This is a genomic window from Bacillus sp. JS (assembly GCF_000259365.1).
Lineage (GTDB): Bacteria > Bacillota > Bacilli > Bacillales > Bacillaceae > Bacillus > Bacillus stercoris.
Map to the genome: position 1 here is coordinate 1496721 of NC_017743.1, position 23087 is coordinate 1519807.

The 23087-nt window shown below is 42.0% G+C and carries 19 protein-coding genes; 16 read left to right on the forward strand and 3 right to left on the reverse strand.

From position 1 onward, the window contains the following. The first annotated feature begins 60 nt into the window (after positions 1-60). From MY9_RS07655 to pfeT, 4 genes are all read left to right on the forward strand, one after another. The gene (locus tag MY9_RS07655; protein ID WP_003232442.1) at positions 61-687 is read left to right on the forward strand and encodes a cell wall hydrolase; all 627 of its coding nucleotides are present in this window, start codon (positions 61-63) and stop codon (positions 685-687) included. A gap of 117 nt (positions 688-804) precedes the next feature. Beyond that, on the forward strand, positions 805-2142 hold the full coding sequence (ykvU, locus tag MY9_RS07660) for a sporulation protein YkvU (RefSeq protein WP_014663764.1): 1338 nt from the start codon (positions 805-807) through the stop codon (positions 2140-2142). 49 nt (positions 2143-2191) lie between these two features. Continuing rightward, positions 2192-2689, forward strand: coding sequence for a sporulation thiol-disulfide oxidoreductase StoA (gene stoA / locus MY9_RS07665; RefSeq protein WP_014663765.1), 498 nt, complete (start codon positions 2192-2194; stop codon positions 2687-2689). Between the two features lie 234 nt (positions 2690-2923). After that, positions 2924-4837, forward strand: coding sequence for a metal-transporting ATPase PfeT (gene pfeT, locus MY9_RS07670; protein ID WP_014663766.1), 1914 nt, complete (start codon positions 2924-2926; stop codon positions 4835-4837). 37 nt (positions 4838-4874) lie between these two features. Here the strand turns inward: pfeT and MY9_RS07675 are convergent, their stop codons facing one another. Next, entirely contained in the window at positions 4875-5078 is a 204-nt protein-coding gene (locus MY9_RS07675) for a hypothetical protein (protein ID WP_014663767.1), read from the reverse strand. Positions 5079-5242: 164 nt separating this feature from the next. Between MY9_RS07675 and papB the strand changes: the two genes are divergently transcribed. The 8 genes from papB (at position 5243) to splB (ending at position 14353) form a co-directional block, all read left to right on the forward strand. Then, complete coding sequence (gene papB / locus MY9_RS07680; protein ID WP_014663769.1) at positions 5243-6337, forward strand: di/tri-peptidase; 1095 nt, start codon at positions 5243-5245, stop codon at positions 6335-6337. Between the two features lie 280 nt (positions 6338-6617). After that, positions 6618-7583 carry a LacI family DNA-binding transcriptional regulator gene (locus MY9_RS07690; RefSeq protein ID WP_014663770.1) on the forward strand — a complete coding sequence of 322 codons (966 nt, stop codon included), beginning with the start codon at positions 6618-6620 and terminating at the stop codon, positions 7581-7583. Between the two features lie 62 nt (positions 7584-7645). Next, positions 7646-8512, forward strand: coding sequence for a glucose PTS transporter transcription antiterminator GlcT (gene glcT / locus MY9_RS07695; protein WP_014663771.1), 867 nt, complete (start codon positions 7646-7648; stop codon positions 8510-8512). Between the two features lie 229 nt (positions 8513-8741). Next, the gene (ptsG, locus tag MY9_RS07700) at positions 8742-10841 is read left to right on the forward strand and encodes a PTS glucose transporter subunit IIABC (RefSeq protein WP_014663772.1); all 2100 of its coding nucleotides are present in this window, start codon (positions 8742-8744) and stop codon (positions 10839-10841) included. A 97-nt stretch (positions 10842-10938) separates the two neighbouring features. Next, complete coding sequence (locus tag MY9_RS07705) at positions 10939-11205, forward strand: phosphocarrier protein HPr (RefSeq protein ID WP_003154654.1); 267 nt, start codon at positions 10939-10941, stop codon at positions 11203-11205. Further along, positions 11205-12917 (forward strand): phosphoenolpyruvate--protein phosphotransferase, encoded by a 1713-nt coding sequence (gene ptsP / locus MY9_RS07710; RefSeq protein ID WP_014663773.1) that lies wholly within the window; start codon positions 11205-11207, stop codon positions 12915-12917. Before MY9_RS07705 ends, ptsP begins: the two co-directional genes overlap by 1 nt. A 90-nt stretch (positions 12918-13007) precedes the next feature. Beyond that, entirely contained in the window at positions 13008-13247 is a 240-nt protein-coding gene (splA, locus tag MY9_RS07715; RefSeq protein WP_003218644.1) for a splAB operon transcriptional regulator SplA, read from the forward strand. 77 nt (positions 13248-13324) lie between these two features. After that, positions 13325-14353: a spore photoproduct lyase gene (gene splB, locus MY9_RS07720; RefSeq protein ID WP_014663774.1), complete on the forward strand. Its 1029-nt coding sequence runs from the start codon at positions 13325-13327 to the stop codon at positions 14351-14353. Here the strand turns inward: splB and MY9_RS07725 are convergent. Next, complete coding sequence (locus MY9_RS07725; RefSeq protein ID WP_014663775.1) at positions 14350-15048, reverse strand: GNAT family N-acetyltransferase; 699 nt, start codon at positions 15046-15048, stop codon at positions 14350-14352. The genes splB and MY9_RS07725 overlap by 4 nt on opposite strands. A gap of 134 nt (positions 15049-15182) precedes the next feature. Here MY9_RS07725 and mcpC point away from each other — a divergent pair, with 134 nt between their 5' ends. From mcpC to MY9_RS07740, 3 genes are all read left to right on the forward strand, one after another. After that, a complete protein-coding gene (mcpC, locus tag MY9_RS07730) occupies positions 15183-17150 on the forward strand; it encodes a methyl-accepting chemotaxis protein McpC (RefSeq protein WP_014663776.1) in 1968 nt (655 codons plus the stop codon). Positions 17151-17296: 146 nt separating this feature from the next. Then, the gene (locus tag MY9_RS07735; protein ID WP_041521320.1) at positions 17297-18163 is read left to right on the forward strand and encodes an NAD(P)-dependent oxidoreductase; all 867 of its coding nucleotides are present in this window, start codon (positions 17297-17299) and stop codon (positions 18161-18163) included. 267 nt (positions 18164-18430) lie between these two features. Further along, on the forward strand, positions 18431-19321 hold the full coding sequence (locus MY9_RS07740) for a Vgb family protein (protein ID WP_014663778.1): 891 nt from the start codon (positions 18431-18433) through the stop codon (positions 19319-19321). Positions 19322-19741: 420 nt separating this feature from the next. Here MY9_RS07740 and MY9_RS07745 read toward each other — a convergent pair whose 3' ends face one another. Next, positions 19742-20515 (reverse strand): CAP domain-containing protein, encoded by a 774-nt coding sequence (locus MY9_RS07745; RefSeq protein ID WP_014663779.1) that lies wholly within the window; start codon positions 20513-20515, stop codon positions 19742-19744. Positions 20516-20850: 335 nt separating this feature from the next. Here MY9_RS07745 and MY9_RS07750 point away from each other — a divergent pair, with 335 nt between their 5' ends. Next, positions 20851-22971, forward strand: a complete 2121-nt coding sequence (locus tag MY9_RS07750) for a peptidoglycan D,D-transpeptidase FtsI family protein (RefSeq protein ID WP_014663781.1) — start codon at positions 20851-20853, stop codon at positions 22969-22971. Positions 22972-23087: the final 116 nt, after the last annotated feature.

The following is a 23087-nucleotide window of genomic DNA, read 5'->3' on the forward strand; positions in this document are numbered from 1 at the left end:
GAATGGATCTCTTGTTAAGGTAATGAAGTGTTTTTTTGAGCACTTTAAGGAGGAAATTGTATGACAACGAAATTCACTGCTCTGGCTGTTTTTCTTCTTTGTTTCATGCCTGCAGCCAAAATTGAGCATACACAAGCTTCACTACTGAGCGCAAAGAAGACAAAACATGAAGAAGCGAAATGGCTTACACATATAGATCGAAATACGAATGAATCTTTCCCTTCACTGTCTGCTGATAAGGACAAGAAAATAAAACCGATTAAGCTATCAGCACACACTGAAAAGAAAGAGAAAGATAAACCGGACAAAACAAATGATGAGAAAGAAACATATACACAGTCTGAAAAAGAGTTGCTGTCCCGTCTCGTTCACGCAGAGGCCAAAGGAGAATCATATAAAGGCAAGGTCGCTGTAGCAAGCGTTGTACTGAACAGAACGGAGAAAAAAGGTTTTCCTGATACGATTAGAGGAGTTATCTATCAGAAAAACGCCTTTGAACCGGTCGCAAACGGCAGCATTAATCAAAAGCCTGACAAAGAATCGATTGAAGCTGCCGAAGAAGCACTGTCCTCAAAAAATAGAGAAACAGATGCCATCTTCTTTTATAATCCGAAAACAGCGTCAGATAATTGGATTCGTTCAAGAAAAATCGTCGAAAAAATCGGCAGACACGTTTTTGCCGTTTAAGCATAGAAGAGACAATAGGTCTCAACTGTGCTTTTTTTCATATAAAGAGTAAAAATAAAATAATTTTTGAACTTGTCTCATATGATGTTGGTAGTACAAGAGACAAGGAGAGACATCATGAATCGATTTGTGAAAGGGATCATTCTTCTATCCATTGCCGCCTTTTTCGCTGAATGCCTTGAATTTGTCGTAAATATGATTTTGGCACGAGAGCTTGGCGAGCATGGGATGGGGCTTTACATGAGTATTTTGCCCACGATCTTTTTAATTATTGTCATCGCGAGCCTGGAACTGCCGATATCCATTTCTAAATTCATTGCCGAGTCAAATCCTAAGCTTCATGAAAGCATGCTAAGGCACGCTTTTAGAATGACAGCCATTTTCACCGCTTTTTCTACTGCCGCCGCTAGTATTGCGCTTCCGTTTATTCCGGTATTTGATACATACCACCCGTTTATTAAAGGGATTGTCATCGGCTTAATTCCTGTTGTCGCCTTTACTTCGATCGCCAGAGGCTACTTTATGGGTGTGCAGAAAATGGGGAAAATCGCAATTGCCAATGTGCTGAAAAAAATCATTCAGCTCTTGTGCTTATTCATCTTCTTTCAATGGTACTCATTTGAATTGGACATGGCTGTGCTGATTTCCTTGTTTGTTTTAGTCGTGAGTGATGTGGTCGTGCTTGTTTATTTATATTCACAATTTATTATGGCAAGGCGTGCGGTATCCGGCCAGCAGCACATTCATTTGCGCGGAAAGGATGTAAGAAAAAGGCTGCTTGCCGTTTCAATTCCTACTACAGGATTGCGCATTTTTCATGCCGTTGTCAACGCAATTGAACCCTTTTTAGTGAAAGGAGCGCTTTTGGCTGCGGGCGTTGCCGGGACAGCGGCGATCGATCAATACGGAATGCTGGCTGGAGTGGCTGTGACGATAGGTTCGTTCCCTGCATTTATTGCCCATTCGTTAATGGTTGTCATGATACCAAGTATTTCGGAAGCTTATGCACTTTCACAGTATGACATCGTGTTAAAAAGGCTGAAGCAGTCGATTTTCATTACATTAGGTTACGGTATACCGGCTGTCTGGATCATGTTCCAGTTTGCGGGACCACTCACACATTTGTTTTTTCACTCTCCTGAAGCGCAGTATTACTTGCAGCTGTTGTGGCCTTACTTTCTCTTTCATCTGTTTGTCATGCCGCTGCAGGCATGCTTAATCGGAATGGGCTTTGTGAAAGAGGCTTTTTATCACAATGTGTGGAGCCATATCGTTGCGCTGAGTATGATGTATGTACTGGGGTCAATGGAGAATCTGCAAATGCTCGGGATTATCCTCGGGATGAACACTGGCATGATTCTTTTGACGAGCCTGCACTATGCCACGATCTGCAAAGCACTGCAAGTATCTGTATTGCTTACGGGAGGGAACAGGGCGCCGCGAATTGAAGGATGATAAAGGAACAGCAGGGCAAGCTAATTGAAAAGCATGAAAGGAAGATTCCATGTTGACGAAGCGCTTGCTTACTATATACATTGTGTTATTAGGGTTGATTGCATGGTTTCCAGGTTCGGCACAAGCCGAGGGAAAACAGCCTGCTGTTCCCGCTGTTTTTCTTATGAAAACGATAGAAGGGGAGGACATCTCGATTCCGAATAAAGGGCAAAAAACAATTCTCCATTTTTGGACATCATGGTGTCCGCCCTGCAAAAAGGAGCTTCCACAGTTTCAGTCGTTTTATGATGCCCATCCATCTGACAGCGTAAAGCTGGTCACGGTGAATTTAGTGAATTCGGAACAAAATCAGCAAGCCGTTGAAGACTTTATTAAAGCAAACAAGCTGACGTTTCCGATTGTCCTTGACTCAAAAGGGGAATTGATGAAGGAGTATCATATCATCACGATCCCAACATCATTTTTGCTGAATGAAAAGGGAGAAATTGAAAAAACAAAAATTGGCCCGATGACGGCGGAACAACTGAAGGAATGGACGGAAGAATAGCTGAGAGCATAGACTCTCAGCTTTTTTCATTAAGGGAAGAATTGAGAATGCTAATGATAATTATTATCAAAAAGAAATTAAAATAATTATAATTGAAATTCTATTCTTACGTGCTATAATAAAGGAAGACATCAAGAAATAACTGACGATAAAGCTGCCTTTTGGGCGGCGATTTTGTTTTTTATAAGAGAAATGAAGATGATTTACGTTCTCAATTAGAGAGGAGAATTCGATATGAATGAACAAGTTATCGTTCAACGCGATCCGCACGAGCCATTGAAAACAGACAAGAGAGAAAAAAACTGGGCGCAGCACGCAGAGCTTATTGCAGCACTTGTATCAGGCGCCCTTATCTTGGCTGGCTGGCTCTTATCCGGCCATCAAGTATTATCCATAACACTTTTCTTGTTGGCTTTTGTGATCGGCGGATTCGCTAAAGCAAAGGAAGGAATCGAAGAAACGCTCGAATCCAAAACGCTGAATGTAGAACTTTTAATGATTTTTGCTGCTATTGGCTCCGCCTTGATTGGATACTGGACAGAGGGCGCTATTTTAATATTTATTTTTTCCTTAAGCGGAGCTTTAGAAACATACACAATGAATAAAAGCAGCAGAGATTTAACGTCTTTAATCCAGCTTGAACCTGAAGAAGCAACATTGCTGATCGATGATGAAACCAAAAGGGTTCCAGTTTCAGACTTGCAGGCCGGTGATATGATTGTGATCAAACCTGGAGAACGAGTAGCAGCAGACGGTATCATTGAATCGGGCTCGACAAGCCTTGACGAGTCGGCATTAACAGGTGAATCAATGCCTGTAGAAAAAAACACAGGCGACGCTGTATTCACAGGGACGGTGAATCGCAATGGATCCTTGACTGTTCGTGTCACGAAAGCAAATGAAGATTCGTTATTCAGAAAAATTATCAAACTGGTTGAATCAGCGCAAAACAGTGTATCACCCGCACAGGCTTTCATCGAACGATTTGAAAATGCTTATGTGAAAGGTGTGTTAATTGCGGTGGGGCTCCTGTTATTCATCCCGCACTTTGCGCTGGGCTGGAGCTGGAGTGAAACCTTCTACCGCGCAATGGTGTTTATGGTTGTCGCGTCACCTTGTGCGCTTGTCGCCTCTATTATGCCGGCGGCGTTGTCCCTGATTTCAAATGGCGCCCGTAACGGTATGCTTGTGAAAGGAAGCGTCTTTCTTGAACAGCTGGGCTCTGTGCAAATGATCGCCTTTGATAAAACCGGTACTGTAACAAAAGGCCAGCCTGCAGTTGAGACGATCAGAATAGCAGAAGGGTTCAATGAAGCGGAAGTTCTTGAGGCTGTCTATGCCATCGAAACGCAATCAAGCCATCCGCTTGCCCAGGCCATAACGGCGTACGCTGAAGGCCGCGGCGTGAATCAGTCCGGCTACATATCTATAGAAGAAACATCAGGGTTTGGCGTTATGGCAGAAGTGTCGGGCGCGAAATGGAAGGTCGGTAAAGCAGGTTTTATCGGCGAGGAAATGGCAGCACAATTTATGAAACAGACAGCATCAGATATCATTCAAAGCGGCCATACGATTGTATTTGTGAAAAAGGATGATCAAATAGCGGGCTGTATTGCACTGAAGGACCAAATCAGGCCTGAAGCAAAAGAGGTCATGGAGGAACTGAACCGACTTGGGATTAAAACGGCCATGCTGACAGGAGATCACGAGGACACGGCTCAAGCGATTGCCAAGGAAGCCGGCATGACAACTGTTGCGGCAGAATGTCTGCCTGACCAAAAAGTGAATGAAATCAAACGATTAAAAGAAGAATACGGAACAATTGCAATGGTTGGTGACGGAATTAATGATGCGCCGGCGCTCAAAGCGGCGGATGTCGGCATTGCGATGGGCGGCGGAACAGATGTAGCACTTGAGACCGCTGATATGGTCCTCATGAAAAACGACTTAAAAAAGCTCGTAAACATGTGCCGCTTGTCACGGAAAATGAACAGGATCATTAAACAAAATATCGTGTTTTCTCTAGCTGTGATCTGCCTGCTGATTTGTGCAAACTTTTTGCAGGTGATGGAATTGCCATTTGGCGTGATTGGTCATGAGGGAAGTACGATTTTGGTCATACTAAACGGATTAAGACTCCTAAAATAAAACCAGCAGCCCCATCAGGCTGCTGGTTTTTTATGTATCAAGCTTTCCCTTCATTTTTGTCTTTGGCAGATCTTTTCGTAACCAGGATGAGAGCGAGAATGCAGCAAAGAAAACCCGCTGCACAGCCTATAATTGAGCTGTAATAATAAAAGCCCACCATCTTCATTCCGATAAAAGGAGCGGAAATTCCCAAAATCGTTAAGAGCATAACTGCTTTTCGCCTGAAAAAATTCATCAGCAAACGGAACAACCCCCTGCGATTGAACGATACTGTCAGTATACAGGAAGCGGAGCAGGAAATAAAATGCATCCGAAAATGAAGGCGTTGTGAAAGGCAAACATCTGCAAAACCTGATACAATGAAGGGTAGAACAATGCATTGCAAATGGCGGGGAGGAACAAGAAGTGAATAGAATACAACGCGTCTCTTCATGGCTGAAGGAAGCGGGGCATACTGCCGCATTTATTCATACGAAAGAAAATGTTTTTTACTTAACCGATTTTTACACAGAGCCGCATGAAAGATTAATGGGGTTATTTATTTTTCAAGAAGAGGAGCCTTTCTTTATTTGTCCAGGAATGGAAGCAGGACAGGCCCGCAACGCAGGCTGGAATTATGAAATCATTGGCTATGCGGATCACGAAAATCCGTGGGAGCTGATAGAGAAAGCCTTGAAAAAGCGAAATATCAGCATACATACGCTTGCGGTAGAAAAGGATTCCATCTCGCTATCACGCGCTGAACAGCTGAAGCATTCGACGGGCGGGGCTCAATTTGTTTCAGCAGAAGAAACACTCAACCAATTTCGCCTGATTAAAGACGACAATGAAGTTCGTTTGCTGAAAGAGGCGGCAAAGCTTGCGGATTACGGTGTTGAAGTCGGTACAGCCGCTTTGCGTGAAGGCATTAGTGAAGTGGAAGTGCTCGCTCAAATTGAGTATGAGCTGAAGAAAAAAGGAATTCAGGGCATGTCTTTTTCGACAATGGTTTTATTCGGAGAAAAATCAGGCCAGCCTCACGGAAATCCTGGTACAGCCACGTTGAAGAAAGGTGATTTTGTTTTATTTGATCTTGGTGTTATTCTTGACGGCTATTGCTCTGATATTACAAGAACATTTGCATACAAAACCATCAATCCGAAGCAGGAGGCGATTTACGAGACTGTGCTTCAAGCGGAAAAAACCGCGATTGAGGCAAGCAAACCCGGTGTCAGAATCGGAGATCTGGATTTGACAGCCCGCGGAATCATAGAAAAAGCGGGATACGGCGACTATTTTCCTCATCGGCTTGGACACGGACTCGGAATTTCTGTCCATGAGTACCCATCAATGAGCCAGGCTAACGATACGCTTCTGCAGGAAGGCATGGTCTACACGATCGAACCGGGAATTTATGTGCCTGAAATCGGCGGCGTGCGCATTGAGGATGACGTTCATGTAACTAAGGACGGGGCAGTTGCTCTGACACAATATCCGAAGGAATTAATCATACTGCCGTAACAGGAAGTAAAAAAGGACTTTGTTCGAGACATCGTCCTTTTTTATCTGCATTAAATAAAAAAATCATCAAAAGTTCGAAATGGTTTAATTTCATGTTTTTGGTTGAGAGGTTTTACAGCAAGACAGCTGCCGCCGAGAACAGTGAGACATAATCCAATTAAAATGAAAAAACCCATGTGATCTTCTCCTTTCAGCAAAAAACATAAAATATGTCTGGTACGTTCCTATCATATTATATGAAACGCATTCCAGATCAAGGGATTTAGAAAGAAGGGAATCTATGGCTAATATTAAAGACATTGCAGAAAAAGCCGGTGTCTCCGTTACAACGGTTTCCCGGGTGATAAACAATCATCCGTACGTTAGTGAAGACAAAAGAAAAAGAGTGCTTGAAGCGATGGAGGCATTGGAGTACACGAGAAATATTCACGCTGTCCATTTGTCGAAAGGATTTTCAAACATGATTGGTGTTGTCTTGCCGACGGTTAGCCTGCCATATTTTGCAGAGCTGATTGCAGGAATAGCTGACGCAGCCGTGGAATCCGGGATTCACCTCTCTTTATTTCAAACAAACTATGAGGTCCAAAAAGAAATCTTTGCGCTGTCTCAATTAAAACAGCGACAGGTTGACGGCCTGATTTTTTGTTCAAAGGCACTTGCTGATGAGAAACTCATGGAATGGAAGGGCCCGATATTGCTATGCCAGAATTCAGATATTGGCCGTTTCCCAACCATCAGCATTCCACACCAAGAAGCATTCCGGAACGGCTTGGACTATTTAATTGCCAAAGGGCACAAAAAAATAGCGATCTGTTTGGCAAGAAAAAAAGGCATGAACAGCCATTTTCGAATCAAAGCCTATAAAGAAGCATTGGAAGAGATCGGGGAGGCATTTTGTGAAGACTGGGTAGTTGAGAAAGCGATTACAATCAATGATGGGAAGGCGCTTTTTCATAAATGGAAAACGTGGAAGGAAAAGCCGACGGCTATTTTTGTTGCCAATGACCAAGTTTCAGCAGGACTTTTTCTTGAAGCAAAGAATCAGCGGGTATCAGTACCGGATGAGCTTGCGATCTTAAGTGTTGATAACCACGAAATCAGCCAAGCGCTTGGAATCACAACGATCGATATTCAAACAAAGGAAATGGGAAAACAGGCATTTGCCATGCTGGAAAAAAGAATTCAAGGGCAGCCGATTGAAAGGAAGGTTTTGGATTACCAACTCATCGAAAGATCGACTGTTTAGTGAAAGCAACGAAAAAAGGTTTGACGTGCATTCCGTTCGTTATGTACGATATGAGGTATTGAATGACAAAGGAGCTGAGGATCGTGAATGGGTCCTTCACAGTGAAAAAGGTACTGAATAATAATGTATTAATTGCTTCTCATCATAAATACAGCGAAGTCGTTTTAATCGGAAAAGGTATTGGTTTCGGAAAAAAACAAGATGATGTCATTGAAGATAAAGGCTACGATAAAATGTTCATTTTAAAAGACGAGAAGGAACAAAAGCAGTTTAAAAAGCTCCTTGACTATGTTGATGAAAAGCTCGTTGATATTTCGAACGATGTCATCTATCACATCAGCAATAGGACTAATCACTCATTAAATGAACATATTCATATTGCGCTGACAGACCATATCGCATTTGCGATCAAAAGGCAGCAGCAGGGATTTGATATGAAGAATCCATTTTTAATGGAGACTCAGTCACTATACCCTGAGGAGTACCAAATAGCTAAAGAAGTCATAGAGATGATCAATGAAAAAGCGGGAATCTGCCTTCCTGAAGGGGAGATTGGTTTTATCGCTCTGCATATCCATTCAGCGCTGACAAACCGCCCGTTGTCTGAGGTCAATCAGCACTCGCAGCTCATGGCGCAGCTTGTCGAAGTGATTGAAGACTCATTTCAAATGAAAGTAAATAAGGAAAGTGTCAACTATTTGCGGCTGATCAGGCATATCAGATTTACAATAGAAAGAATTAAAAAAGAAGAACCGACTAAAGAACCAGAAAAATTAATGTTCTTATTGAAAAATGAATATCCGCTATGCTACAATACAGCTTGGAAATTGATTAAAATCTTGCAGCAAACATTGAAGAAACCAGTTCATGAGGCGGAAGCGGTTTACCTAACGCTTCATCTGTACCGATTAACCAATAAAATTTCATAAATTCAGTTTAACCTTATAACGTGTTACTGATCCGATCAGGCATGAGTGATTGAGGGGAAAAAAACGGGAAGTTATTCTCGTTCTTTTGCGCACCCAATTTTGCTCATGCCCTTTTTGTTGTGTAAAAGGGCAAATGTAAACGGTTAAACTGGAAGACTTACGCCTGTGAATTCGTTGTCATGATTTTTAGCTGTAAGGTCAGACTAGTAAAAAGAGGAGGTCAATTCTTATGTTTAAAGCATTATTCGGCGTTCTTCAAAAAATTGGGCGTGCGCTTATGCTTCCAGTTGCGATCCTTCCGGCTGCGGGTATTTTGCTTGCGATTGGGAATGCGATGCAAAATAAGGACATGATTCAAGTCCTGCATTTCTTAAGCAATGACAATGTTCAGCTCGTAGCGAGTGTTATGGAAAGCGCTGGGCAAATTGTTTTCGATAACCTTCCGCTTCTATTCGCAGTCGGTGTAGCCATCGGGCTTGCCAACGGTGATGGAGTTGCAGGGATCGCGGCGATTATCGGTTATCTGGTAATGAACGTATCCATGAGTGCGGTTCTTCTTGCAAACGGAACCATTCCTTCCGATTCAATTGAAAGAGCCAAGTTCTTCACGGAAAACCATCCTGCATATGTAAACATGCTTGGTATACCTACCTTGGCGACAGGTGTGTTCGGCGGTATTATCGTCGGTGTGTTAGCTGCACTATTGTTTAACAAATTTTACACAATTGAACTTCCGCAATACCTTGGTTTCTTTGCGGGTAAACGTTTCGTTCCAATTGTTACGTCAATTTCTGCACTGATTCTGGGTCTTATTATGTTAGTGATCTGGCCTCCGATCCAGCATGGATTGAATGCCTTTTCAACAGGATTAGTGGAAGCGAATCCAACCCTTGCTGCGTTTATATTCGGGGTGATTGAACGTTCGCTTATTCCATTCGGTTTGCACCATATTTTCTATTCGCCGTTCTGGTACGAATTCTTCAGCTATAAGAGTGCAGCAGGAGAAATCATCCGCGGGGATCAGCGTATCTTTATGGCGCAGATTAAAGACGGCGTACAGTTAACAGCAGGTACGTTCATGACAGGTAAATATCCGTTTATGATGTTCGGTCTGCCTGCTGCGGCGCTTGCCATTTATCATGAAGCAAAACCGCAAAACAAAAAACTCGTTGCAGGTATTATGGGTTCAGCAGCCTTGACATCCTTCTTAACAGGGATTACAGAGCCATTGGAATTTTCATTCTTATTCGTTGCACCAGTCCTGTTTGCGATTCACTGTGTGTTTGCGGGGCTTTCATTCATGGTCATGCAGCTGTTGAATGTTAAGATTGGTATGACATTCTCCGGCGGTTTAATTGACTACTTCCTATTCGGTATTTTACCGAACCGGACGGCATGGTGGCTTGTCATTCCTGTCGGCTTAGGGTTAGCGGTCATTTACTACTTCGGATTCCGATTTGCCATCCGCAAATTCAATCTGAAAACACCTGGACGTGAGGATGCTACGGAAGAAACAGCAGCAACTGGGAAAACAGGTGAAGCAGGAGATCTTCCTTATGAGATCCTGCAGGCAATGGGTGACCAGGAAAACATCAAACACCTTGATGCTTGTATCACTCGTCTCCGTGTGACTGTAAACGATCAGAAAAAGGTTGATAAAGACCGTCTGAAACAGCTTGGTGCTTCTGGAGTGCTGGAAGTCGGTAACAATATTCAGGCTATTTTCGGACCGCGTTCTGACGGGTTAAAAACACAAATGCAAGACATTATTGCGGGACGCAAGCCTAGACCTGAACCGAAAACATCTGCTCAAGAGGAAGTAGGCCAGCAGGTGGAGGAAGTGATTGCAGAACCGCTGCAAAATGAAATCGGCGAGGAAGTGTTCGTTTCTCCGATTGCCGGGGAAATTCACCCGATTACAGATGTTCCTGACCAAGTCTTCTCAGGAAAAATGATGGGTGACGGTTTTGCGATTCTCCCTTCTGAAGGAATTGTCGTATCACCGGTTCGAGGAAAAATTCTAAATGTGTTCCCGACAAAACATGCGATCGGCCTGCAATCAGACGGCGGAAGAGAAATTTTGATCCACTTTGGTATTGATACTGTCAGCCTGAAGGGCGAAGGATTTACGTCTTTCGTATCAGAAGGAGACCGCGTTGAGCCTGGACAAAAACTTCTTGAAGTTGATCTGGACGCAGTCAAACCGAATGTACCATCTCTTATGACACCGATTGTATTTACAAACCTTGCTGACGGAGAAACAGTCAGCATTACAGCAAGCGGTTCAGTCAGCAGAGAACAAGAAGAAATTGTGAAGATTGAAAAATAAGGGTGTTAGTACGCCGTGCTTGTCAGATGACAAGTACGGTTGTATGATATAATATTGTGAAGTAATATAGCTTTAAGTTAAAAGGAGAATGATAAAAATGGCACAAAAAACATTTAAAGTAACTGCAGATTCTGGAATCCACGCTCGTCCTGCGACAGTTCTTGTACAAACTGCTAGCAAATACGACGCTGACGTTAATTTAGAATATAACGGCAAAACAGTTAACCTTAAATCTATTATGGGTGTTATGTCTCTAGGTATCGCTAAAGGCGCTGAGATCACAATCTCTGCTAGTGGAGCTGACGAAAACGATGCTCTTAACGCTTTAGAAGAAACAATGAAAAGCGAAGGACTCGGCGAGTAATGCAAGAGTTAAAAGGGATTGGCGCTTCAGCCGGCATCGCGATTGCAAAAGCGTACCGGCTTGAAGAGCCAGATTTAACGGTTGAAAAGAAAAGCATCTCTGATTCTGAAGCGGAAGTAAGCCGTTTTGATGAAGCGATTGCACGTTCAAAAGAAGAGCTCGAAAAAATCAAAGAGCACGCTTTGAAGGAACTGGGTCAGGATAAAGCTGATATTTTTTCTGCTCACCTTTTAGTTCTCAGTGACCCTGAGCTTCTGAACCCTGTGAAAGAAAAAATCAGCACTGATTCAGTGAACGCTGAATTCGCTTTAAAAGAAACGTCTTCTATGTTCGTTACCATGTTTGAATCTATGGACAACGAATATATGAAAGAGCGTGCGGCAGATATCCGCGATGTAACAAAACGCGTAACTGGCCACCTGCTTGGCGTCGAAATTCCAAACCCAAGCATGATCTCAGAAGAGGTTATTATTGTAGCTGAAGACTTAACACCGTCTGACACAGCTCAATTAAACCGTGAGTTCGTAAAAGGATTCACAACTGATATTGGCGGACGCACATCTCACTCCGCCATCATGGCGCGTTCTCTTGAGATTCCAGCAGTTGTTGGAACGAAAGCGGCTACAGGCACGATCCAAAACGGCGTGACTGTTATCGTTGACGGTATCAATGGTGATGTCATTATTGACCCATCTGCTGAAACTGTAAAAGAGTATGAAGAAAAACATAATGCTTATTTGGCTCAAAAGGCTGAGTGGGCGAAGCTTGTCAATGAACCGACTGTCTCAAAAGACGGACATCATGTAGAGCTCGCAGCGAACATCGGTACTCCTGATGATGTAAAAGGCGTTCTTGAAAACGGCGGCGAAGCAGTTGGCCTTTACCGTACAGAATTCCTTTACATGGGAAGAGATCAGCTGCCTACAGAAGATGAGCAGTTTGATGCTTACAAAACGGTTCTTGAGCGTATGGAAGGAAAATCAGTTGTCGTGCGGACACTTGATATCGGCGGAGACAAAGAGCTTCCTTACCTGCAGCTTCCTAAAGAAATGAACCCGTTCTTGGGATACAGAGCGATTCGCCTTTGCCTGGAAGAGCAAGAAATCTTCAGAACACAGCTTCGCGCGCTGCTTCGTGCAAGTACATACGGAAACTTGAAAATCATGTTCCCTATGATTGCGACAGTTAACGAATTCAAAGAAGCAAAAGCGATCCTTCTTGAAGAGAAAGAAAAGCTCGTAAAAGCGGGACAGGCTGTATCTGATGATATTGAAGTCGGTATGATGGTTGAAATTCCGTCAACTGCAGTCATCGCTGATCAGTTTGCTAAAGAGGTTGATTTCTTCAGTATCGGAACAAACGATTTGATCCAATACACAATGGCAGCTGACCGTATGAATGAACGTGTATCTTACCTGTATCAGCCATACAACCCGGCAATCCTTCGCCTGATTACACTTGTAATTGAAGCGGCACATAAAGAAGGAAAATGGGTTGGCATGTGCGGAGAAATGGCAGGAGACGAGATTGCGATTCCGATCCTTCTCGGCTTAGGCTTAGATGAGTTCTCAATGAGCGCAACGTCTATCCTTCCGGCAAGAACACAAATCAGCAAATTGTCTAAACAAGAAGCTGAGTCATTCAAAGAGAAAATCTTATCTATGAGCACGACAGAAGAAGTTGTCGCGTTCGTAAAAGAAACTTTCAAATAATGTACAAAAACCAGACGGCCTTCGGCCTGTCTGGTTTTTTTCATAAGTAAGGGTATAGAAGGACACAATAACATGGCTAGGAGGGATAGTATGTCAAACCAATTTAATGCAGGAGATACTGTTTACGTGATCTACAGAAATCCGCACGCCGCCAATGTTGCTCACATCAAGGAAGCCGAAATTGTGCACCACCCATACCATGAAGGTGAGCTATCTCTGTTTATTTATGAAACCTATCATCCGTTTGCAGAGGACGACGCTGTGTTTGCAAGCTATGAAGAAGCTAAATCACTTTACAAAGAATTATTTGATATTGATCCGTATGAGTAACAAGGAAATCATTACAACTCATATCCTTTCCGTCTGGTGAGAAAAGTAACAGTAGTAAAGGAAAAGGATGTGGCATCATGCAGAACCCATTTGTTCCGCAGCTTGTGTATATAGAACCAAGAGCGCTGGAATATCCGCTGGCTCAAGAATTACAAGATAAGTTTGAGAAAATGGGCATTGAAATCAGAGAAACGACATCCCACAATCAGGTGCGTAATATTCCTGGGAAAAATCATCTTCAGCAATATCGCAATGCGAAATCAACTTTAGTTATCGGTGTTCGGAAAACATTAAAGTTTGATTCATCCAAACCCTCAGCCGAATATGCCATCCCGTTTGCAACAGGCTGCATGGGGCACTGTCATTACTGCTACCTGCAAACAACCATGGGATCAAAGCCGTATATCAGAACATATGTAAATGTCGAAGAGATTTTGGACCAGGCGGATAAGTATATGAAAGAGCGCGCGCCAGAGTTCACAAGGTTCGAAGCCTCATGTACCTCAGATATCGTAGGAATTGATCATCTGACACACACGCTGAAGCGCGCCATTGAACATTTTGGTCAAAGTGATCTCGGAAAGCTTAGATTTGTAACGAAATTTCATCATGTCGATCACCTATTAGATGCAAAGCATAACGGGAAAACGAGATTCAGGTTCAGCATTAATGCCGACTATGTCATTAAAAACTTTGAGCCGGGAACCTCACCTCTTGATAAGCGGATAGAAGCGGCTGTTAAAGTTGCAAAAGCAGGATACCCGCTAGGCTTTATTGTTGCACCGATTTATATTCATGAAGGCTGGGAAGAAGGGTACAAACATCTATTCGAAAAGCTTGATGCTGCTTTGCCGCAGGATGTTAGACATGATATTACGTTTGAATTAATTCAGCACCGTTTTACAAAACCGGCCAAACGAGTGATAGAGAAGAATTATCCGAAAACGAAGCTTGAATTAGATGAGGAAAAGCGCCGTTATAAATGGGGCCGTTACGGGATCGGAAAATATATATATCAGAAAGATGAAGAGCACGCACTTCGAGAAGCGCTTGAATCCTATATTGATGCTTATTTCCCTAATGCGAAAATCGAATATTTCACTTAACCGGGCTGTTGTGATGAACAGCTCGCTTTTTTATAGAAAGGATTTTTCCATTCCATCAAAACGCCGTAATTCAATGATTCTGTATCCTCTAAATAATTGTTGACTACACGAATAGGTGAACGCCCGCAACGGAGGAGAAAGGACAGCACAGGGTCGTTTTTCCTGCCTTTCATCACATCTTCAACGTACTGAACTGCGCTGATCTCGTGTGCGTATTTATGATATAAAGGAATGCGTCCGCCTCCGAGAAGGCGCTCCAGCCTTTTATCAACAGTAAGCTCATACATCGTATTCATCAGCCATTTTCCGATTCCAAGCTTTCGATAACGTGGAGAAACAGAAATATCCACTACATATAAGGTATTTTCATGAGGGTCATGATTCTTAATGGATCCGTTGTCTGTTGCTTGCGCCCATGTATGGTCAGGAGATTCAGGCTCAAATTGTACAATAAGAGCCGTCATGGAACCGATAATTCTGCCATTGATGAGCGCGCATAAAGCGCCTTCCGGAAAGGTTTTGATATGACTGTCGAGCTGGCTTTCAGACCACAGTAATTCTTGGGGAAATGGGGGAGGGAAACATTCTCTTTGAAGAGAAATCAGCCCCTTGATGTCAGTCTCATTGTAGTTTCTGATGGTTAGAGCTTCAAATTTTCTTCCGTTATGCACATATATTTGTTTCAGTATGATCATCACTCTCCTTATGTTGTTTTATTATAACGAAGATTGAATTTTCAGTAAATATATTCCGATATTCTTATAATTTATTTTTTGATTATTCATTTTTCAAACGAAAAGGCCGATATAGAAATTAGGAGGGGATTGGTTTGTTTAAAAAACTTCACATGAAGATTGCTGTTTTTGTTTCGATTATGTTAATCGTCACAGTTGTTCTTTTAATGCTGTCTTCTTATTTGACGCTAAAACCGATGATTACAGAGGATGGGAAAAATACAACTCAAAACGTGACGCAGTCACTTGAACAAAATATTGAATTGCAATTAAAGAGTTATGCCATTTCGTTATCAAGGCTGGCTAATGGGGAATTAACGCATGCATTTGTAACGAAACCAAGTAAAGAAGCTGCTCGGCTGTTTAACGATGACATTAAGCAAATCAAAGATAATGATGATTATGTTGCGATGGCTTACATAGGCACCGCAAAAAAAGAAATGTTTACATATCCAAAAGCGGGTTTCGCTGAGGATTATGATCCAACATCAAGACCATGGTATAAGCTTGCAGCTGAAGCCCCCGATCAAGTTGTTTGGACGGAACCTTATAAAGATGTCGTGACAGGAGACATGATTGTTACTGCATCGAAAGCGATCTTAGACGGGCAAAAAGTGATAGGGGTTGCCAGCTATGACTTGAAACTCTCTGCTATCCAAAGTATGGTCAATAAACAAAAGGTGCCTTACAATGGATTTGCCTTTTTAGCTGATGCGAGCGGCAATCTTTTAGCCCATCCGTCAAATCAAGGGAAAAATATATCAAAGGATCAAACACTGAAAACCATTGCGTCCGAGAAAAAAGGGATACAGGATGTGAATGGGAAAATGGTTGTGTATCAAACGATTGGTGAAACGGGCTGGAAGGTCGGAACGCAATTTGATACCGATCAATTAATGTGGATTTCAGATAAAATGAATCGGGCAAATCTGTGGATATCATTGATTGCGCTTATCATCACAATTATTCTCAGCTACTTCCTGGCCAAAACGATAACCGGTCCGATACAGCAGCTGATCGCTAAAACGAAAGCCGTTTCCGCAGGCGATTTAACAGTGCACGCGGAATCAAAATCTAAGGATGAAGTCGGTATTTTAACAAGGGACTTCAATCTGATGGTTGAAAATATGAAGGAAATGGTTGAGCAAGTGAGGATCTCTTCAGGGAAGGTATCTGATACCACTGAGCAATTAACGGCTGTCTCTGCAGAAACAAATGAAACAAGCGGACAAATTGCAAAAGCGATTGAAGAAGTAGCTGCAGGGGCATCGGAACAAGCTTCTGAAGTTGAAACCATTAATGAAAAATCAGAAAGCCTGTCAATGAAAATCAGACAAATCGCTGAGGAGGCAGGCGGAATAAAAGAACGCTCAAAATCGTCCGAGGATGCAAGCTATAAAGGACTTGACGCACTCGGCCAGCTGCTGATGAAGTCAAACGAAGCCAACATGGAAACAAAAAAGGTCGAAACGATGCTGCTGGATTTAGAAAATCAAACTAAGAATATTGAAGAAGTCGTTACGGCGATTTCAAACATATCTGATCAAACCAATTTGCTTGCTTTAAATGCCAGCATTGAGGCAGCCAGAGCGGGAGAAAGCGGCCGCGGTTTTGCCGTTGTAGCTGATGAAGTGAGGAAGCTAGCTGAGCAATCAGCCCTCTCTACAAAGCATATCAGTGAGACTGTAAAGCTTATCCAGCTTGAGACAAAAGAGGCCTCTCATGCAATGGTTGAGGCAAGCAGAATGAACGATGAACAAAACAGTGCCATTCACGAGACTGGAGAGGTATTAAACACGATAACTTCGGAAATGCAGTCACTGGTGCAAGGCATTGATCACATTTACGCAGAAATTCAAAGAATGAGTGAAGAACAGCTCGCGATTTCTGAAGCGATTCAAAGCATTTCAGCCATATCACAGGAATCAGCTGCCGCAGCAGAGGAAGTGAACGCATCAACTGATGAACAGCTGATCACTCTTGATAAAGTCAAACACTCAACAGACACGTTAAAACATGCAAGCCAAGAGCTTATGAAAACAATCACAAAATTCACATTATAATCCAAAAAATCCCTAAAACATGATATGTTTGGGGATTTTTTATTTAAGAGTCTACTCTATGATGTATAGTTATGGTAGTCTAGAAAATGAAGGAAAAATGATAAATTTTAACTAAAATCTAAACGAAACATCTGGGAGGAATGACCTTGAAAAAAACAATTGGTTTTATCGGTCTTGGAGTAATGGGAAAAAGCATGGCAACACATATTCTCAATGACGGCCATCCTGTATTGGTGTACACCCGGACAAAAGAAAAAGCAGACAGCATCCTGCAAAAAGGCGCGGTATGGAAAGAAACGGTCAAAGATCTTTCGAAAGAAGCGGATGTTATCATTACAATGGTCGGCTATCCCAGTGATGTTGAAGAAGTGTATTTCGGAACAAGCGGAATTATTGAAAACGCAAAAGAAGGAGCATATCTTATTGATATGACGACATCTAAGCCCTCGCTTGCGAAGAAGATTGCTGAAGCGGCCAAAGAAAAAGCATTATTCGCTTTAGACGCTCCTGTTTCAGGCGGAGATGTCGGTGCACAAAACGGAACACTCGCGATTATGGTTGGTGGTGAAAAAAAAGCTTTTGAAGCCTGCATGCCGATTTTCTCTTTAATGGGAGAGAATATTCAGTACCAAGGACCGGCTGGAAGCGGACAGCATACCAAGATGTGCAATCAGATTGCAATTGCAGCTGGTATGATCGGTGTTGCTGAAGCAATGGCATACGCTCAAAAATCAGGCCTAGAGCCGGAAAATGTCCTGAAAAGCATCACAACGGGCGCAGCGGGAAGCTGGTCATTGTCAAATCTTGCTCCCCGTATGCTGCAAGGCAACTTTGAACCAGGATTTTATGTAAAGCATTTTATTAAAGATATGGGAATTGCGATAGAGGAAGCAGAACTAATGGGAGAAGAAATGCCAGGCTTATCGCTAGCTAAATCCTTATATGACAAGCTTGCTGCACAAGGTGAAGAAAACAGCGGAACACAGAGTATATATAAACTTTGGGTGAAATAAAAAGACTGCCTGTATCCTGCAGGCAACCATCAGGCTGTCGTGATAATCTCGACAGCCTTTTTCTGGGCTCTAGGTGGTAAAACAGAAAAATACCACTTGGAAATGCTTATTTGTTTTGTTTATTATGAGATAGGATTATGGTGTAATGTTTTTATTTATGACGAAATCGGCGCCTATTTAGGTATGAACGTAAGTATTGCCTCCTATTACAGAACAGTGAGAATAGGAGGCTTTTTTGCAGATTATATTGAAGGGGGGAATTAAGTTATGGAGCTTGAACAGCAAGAAATAAGTATTTTACATTCTGATTCTGGTCCATACGGGATAGCCATTTCACACGAGGGAAAAGTATGGTTTACCCAACATAAAGCTAACAAAATAAGCTGTATTGATAAGAAGGGAAAAATTCAAGCGTATACGATTCCGACACCTGATGCTGGGGCCATGTGTTTAACGGTGTCTTCAAAAGGTGATATCTGGTTTACAGAAAATAGAGCTAATAAGATAGGAAAACTAACCGAAAAAGGGCAATTTAGAGAATATCCATTACCGCATAAACACTCAGCCCCGTATGGGATTACGGAAGGTCCAAACGGCGATATCTGGTTTACTGAGATGAATGGAAATCGTATAGGAAAATTGACGGCAGAGGGTAAGATTTATGAATATGAACTGCCTAATGAAGGATCATACCCTTCTTTTATTACATTGGGTTCAGATGATTCGCTTTGGTTCACTGAAAACCAGAATAATGCTATCGGCAAAATAACTGAATCAGGAGAGGTAACGGAGTTTCCAATTCCGACACCGGGAGCAGGACCAGTTGGTATTACAAAAGGGCATGATGATGCACTTTGGTTTGTAGAAATCATAGGTAATAAGATAGGTAGGATTACGGTTTCAGGTGACATAACTGAATATGATATTCCAACACCAAATGCACGTCCTCACGCTATCGCTGCAGGGCGAAAATCCGATTTATGGTTTACCGAATGGGGAGGAAATAAAATCGGAAGGCTGACAAGTGATCACAAAATTGAAGAATATACAATCAACACACCTCATGCTGAGCCTCATGGAATTGGATGCGCTAATGATGGAACAGTATGGTTTGCATTAGAATGTAACAAAATAGGAAAGCTAAGATTAACCAAATAATAGAACAGAGGCCGCCCTTTGTACCTCAGGCTGTCGAGAAACCTCGGACAGTTTCTATTTCCCTATCATATAATCAAAGAAAGGCTTTAAAGAATGATGTCTTTCTCTGTTCCTCACAAAAAACTGCGACGAAGCCTATATTGCTAAGACTGAAAATTTTTCCTTAATTACAGAAAAGGTCAATTCTATCAAAGGCATATTTGCTATGGAAGGTGAAAAACAAAACGGATTGTGAGTGAACAAATTCCCCTTACAATCAGGTTCCAGAATGTAAAGAAGGATGCCACATCCTATCCTTGCTTGGCTGGCGGCGTTTTCTATTTCTGCATCAAAAATATGAATACAGCAAAAAAGCTTGCAGAAAAAACATGGTTTTTTCTGCAAGCTGAAGATTACCTGTATCGTACAGGAAATTTTTTATTATTTACCGATGAATTGTTGTGTCCAGATGCTTCCAGACTCAACGTAGCCAACACCGATGTGAGTAAAGTTAGGGTTTAGAATGTTTTTTCTGTGTCCTTCACTGTTCATCCAGGCTTTTACTACTTCTTCAGGTGTCTTTTGGCCCTTCGCAATGTTTTCACCTGCTGTTTTGTAGCTGATTCCGAAAGATTTCATCATATCAAACGGTGAGCCATAAGTTGGGCTTTGGTGATCAAAGTAGTTTTTGTCTTTCATATCCTGAGATTTTGCGCGTGCAGATTTGCTTAACGTTTCATCAATTTGAAGCGGTTTTAAGCCTTGTTTTTGTCTTTCTGCATTTGTAAGCTCAACAACTTTTTTCTCATATGCACTTACAGATGAAGGTGCAGATGTTGTTGTGTTTGTTTTTTCAGCAGTTGCAGGTGCTTTAGAAGCGGTGTTTTGATCAGCAGCTGCTTTTTCAGTAGTCTTTTGCGCCGGTTTTGCCGTTTCTGTCTTTTGAACATCCTGAACCTTCATGTTAGATTGCTTCGCATGTTTTTGAAGAAGCTGCTTAATCTCTTTTTCGTTTGCAGCGTTTAACGTTTTGATATTTGTGTTAATATGCAGTTTTTTCACTGCATCGTTAAGTGACATGTTTTGTACTGTGTTCCCCGTTTTTACTGTTACCACAGACTGGCAGGAGAGTTCTTTCGCAGATGCTTGCTGTACGCCTCCGAATGTGAATAATCCAACCGCAGCGGCAGCAGATAAAATAAATGCTTTCTTCATTAGTTCGTAACCTCCTAGAGTTGTTTGTTTCTACAAAAAAATCATAACATAGCTTTTTTGTCATAAAGACTCCAACACTTTCCTTTGACAAATAAAGATTGTCATTTTCGTAAAGTAAATCCGCTGAATCGCATGAATAAAGAAATCAGCGGCATTTATGGTTTTATCGTACTGTTACATATCTTCCTTTTTTTTGAATCGTTAGTTATATTTTAATGTGTTTTTATGTTGACAGCTTTTTTTACTCCTTTTCGCTGTAACAACTATTACAAAGGTGTTACAATTAATCTCAGTATATGTAAATATATTGAATGATTTGAGAGGGGTAACCAGAAGTGACTGAAATAGGACGTGAACCAAAGAAAAAGAGCAAAGGAAACAGAGCAATTAGAATGAACCTTTTTTTCCTAGCTGTCTTTGTTCTATTCACTGCATTAATTTTTAAGCTCGGGGTCGTTCAAATTGTTGAAGGCGAACAGCATGAAGAAGACGCTGAGAAATCAAATGCAAAAACAGCTTACTATCCTGCGCCTCGGGGGAAGATGTACGACAGAAACCAGAAAGTTGCTGTCGACAACCAGAGCGTTCCAGAAATAGTGTATGTATCAACATCTAGCACAAAAACCGAAGATAAAATCAAAACAGCGAAGAGGCTTGCTTCTTTCATTCATATTGATACCGAATTTTTGAAGGAAAGGGATTTGCGCGATTACTGGATCGCAGCTCATCCGAAAAAAGCCGCCGCCCTGATTAAGGAATCGGAAAGCAATCTGAAAGGAGCCCAGGCTTACAAGCTTCAACTAGAGCGTGTTCCGGATCAAGAATTGAAGGCTATTCAGCATGATGACGAAGAAATGGAAACGGCTGCGATATATACAAGGTTCTCAAGCGGAAATGCTTACGAACCTCAAATCGTAAAGGCAATGAATCCAAATGAAAGCAATAGCAATGGAAAAAACGGAGCGCTGCTTGATGAGAAGAAAAACTCCTCGCAAAGACCCAAAAATGACTTAACATATGATGAAATTTCAATTGTTTCTGAGCATTTAGAAGAGCTTCCGGGAATCGACATTGTAAACGATTGGACACGAAAATATCCTTATGACAAAACCCTTTATTCCGTTTTCGGGGGCGTCACGACACCTGATCAGGGCCTGCTGAGCGACCGGAAAGATTTCTATTTAACAAGAGGCTATGCCAATAATGACAGGGTGGGAAAAAGTTATTTAGAGTATCAATATGAAGATTACTTAAATTCGCATAAAGAAAAAGTGGAATACGTAGAAGACAATAAAGGAAATGTCGTCAGCCAAAAAACCATTGATAAAGGCAGCAGGGGATACGATCTTCAGCTTTCCTTTGACATGGAGCTTCAAGCAAAGATGGAAAAGATCATTGAAGAAGAAGTGAGAAACAGCCGCGCACGCGGAAATTACATGCTGGACAGAGCTTTTGCCGTAATGATGGACCCGAATAACGGCGATATTTTATCGATGGCAGGGAAAAAGATAGACTTAAAAACCAACAAAATTGAAGATTATGCGATAGGGGCATTTACCACCCAATATGAAATGGGCTCAGCAGTGAAGGGCGCCACCGTGCTGGCCGGCTATCAGGACGGAATTCCGCATTATAAATATTTTGTGGATACACCTCTTTATTTGGCTGGGTACGGTAACAAACCAAAGAAATCCTACATGAACATGGGAACCATCAATGAATTAACAGCTTTGCAAAAAAGCTCAAACGTATACATGTTTAATGTCGCCATGCATATTGCCGGTGTTACATACAAGCCGCATGGACCTCTTCCCGCTGACCAGAAGGATTTAAACAAGATGAGAAATTACTACAGCCAATTTGGCCTGGGTGTAAAGACAGGTATTGATCTTCCGCAGGAATCAGCCGGCATGCAAACTACACCTGATGCGGTGGGGGGGTTAATTTTAGACCTGGCCATTGGACAATACGATACATATACCCCCCTTCAAATGGCGCAGTACATCTCATCCATTGCTAATGGTGGGTACCGCATTCAGCCAAGAATTGTTACAAGTATCCATGAGCCCAGCAATAAAGAGGGCCTTGGGAAGACCATCGAACAAAGAAAGCCAAACATTCTCAATAAAATTAACAACTCAGAAAGTGACATACAGCAAGTAAAGACCGGAATGAAGCTCGTTACAACCTCAGGGACAGCTAAAAATACGTTTACAGAAGATGTATCAGGGAAAACAGGAACAGCGGAAACATTTTACTACGGCACGAATCGCAATTGGTGGGGGAAAAAAACATACAATCTTACATTTGTTGGTTATTACCCATCGGAAAATCCCAAAGTCGCTTTTAGTGTCGTTGTTCCCTCAGTAAGGGATGATGATAAAATCAATAAAATTATTGCCAAAAGAGCTATCCACGCCTACGCAGAGCTCGAAAAAAAACACAGTAAAAAATAAAAAACAGGGTGCACAACGAAAAGATTGTGTGCCCTTTCTTTTATTCAAAAATTGACGTTCACCATAAGAATAGAAGGAGAATACTCATTTTCTAGCGAATCATACTAGGTAAAAGT

Excerpts from the sequence above, each read along its gene's own strand:
- MY9_RS07655 (WP_003232442.1), top strand. The coding sequence starts at position 61 with ATGACAACGAAATTCACTGCTCTGGCTGTTTTTCTTCTTTGTTTCATG.
- ykvU (WP_014663764.1), top strand. The coding sequence starts at position 805 with ATGAATCGATTTGTGAAAGGGATCATTCTTCTATCCATTGCCGCCTTT.
- stoA (WP_014663765.1), top strand. The coding sequence starts at position 2,192 with ATGTTGACGAAGCGCTTGCTTACTATATACATTGTGTTATTAGGGTTG.
- pfeT (WP_014663766.1), top strand. The coding sequence starts at position 2,924 with ATGAATGAACAAGTTATCGTTCAACGCGATCCGCACGAGCCATTGAAA.
- MY9_RS07690 (WP_014663770.1), top strand. The coding sequence starts at position 6,618 with ATGGCTAATATTAAAGACATTGCAGAAAAAGCCGGTGTCTCCGTTACA.
- glcT (WP_014663771.1), top strand. The coding sequence starts at position 7,646 with ATGACAAAGGAGCTGAGGATCGTGAATGGGTCCTTCACAGTGAAAAAG.
- ptsG (WP_014663772.1), top strand. The coding sequence starts at position 8,742 with ATGTTTAAAGCATTATTCGGCGTTCTTCAAAAAATTGGGCGTGCGCTT.
- MY9_RS07705 (WP_003154654.1), top strand. The coding sequence starts at position 10,939 with ATGGCACAAAAAACATTTAAAGTAACTGCAGATTCTGGAATCCACGCT.
- ptsP (WP_014663773.1), top strand. The coding sequence starts at position 11,205 with ATGCAAGAGTTAAAAGGGATTGGCGCTTCAGCCGGCATCGCGATTGCA.
- splA (WP_003218644.1), top strand. The coding sequence starts at position 13,008 with ATGTCAAACCAATTTAATGCAGGAGATACTGTTTACGTGATCTACAGA.
- splB (WP_014663774.1), top strand. The coding sequence starts at position 13,325 with ATGCAGAACCCATTTGTTCCGCAGCTTGTGTATATAGAACCAAGAGCG.
- MY9_RS07725 (WP_014663775.1), bottom strand. The coding sequence starts at position 15,048 with ATGATCATACTGAAACAAATATATGTGCATAACGGAAGAAAATTTGAA.
- MY9_RS07740 (WP_014663778.1), top strand. The coding sequence starts at position 18,431 with ATGGAGCTTGAACAGCAAGAAATAAGTATTTTACATTCTGATTCTGGT.
- MY9_RS07745 (WP_014663779.1), bottom strand. The coding sequence starts at position 20,515 with ATGAAGAAAGCATTTATTTTATCTGCTGCCGCTGCGGTTGGATTATTC.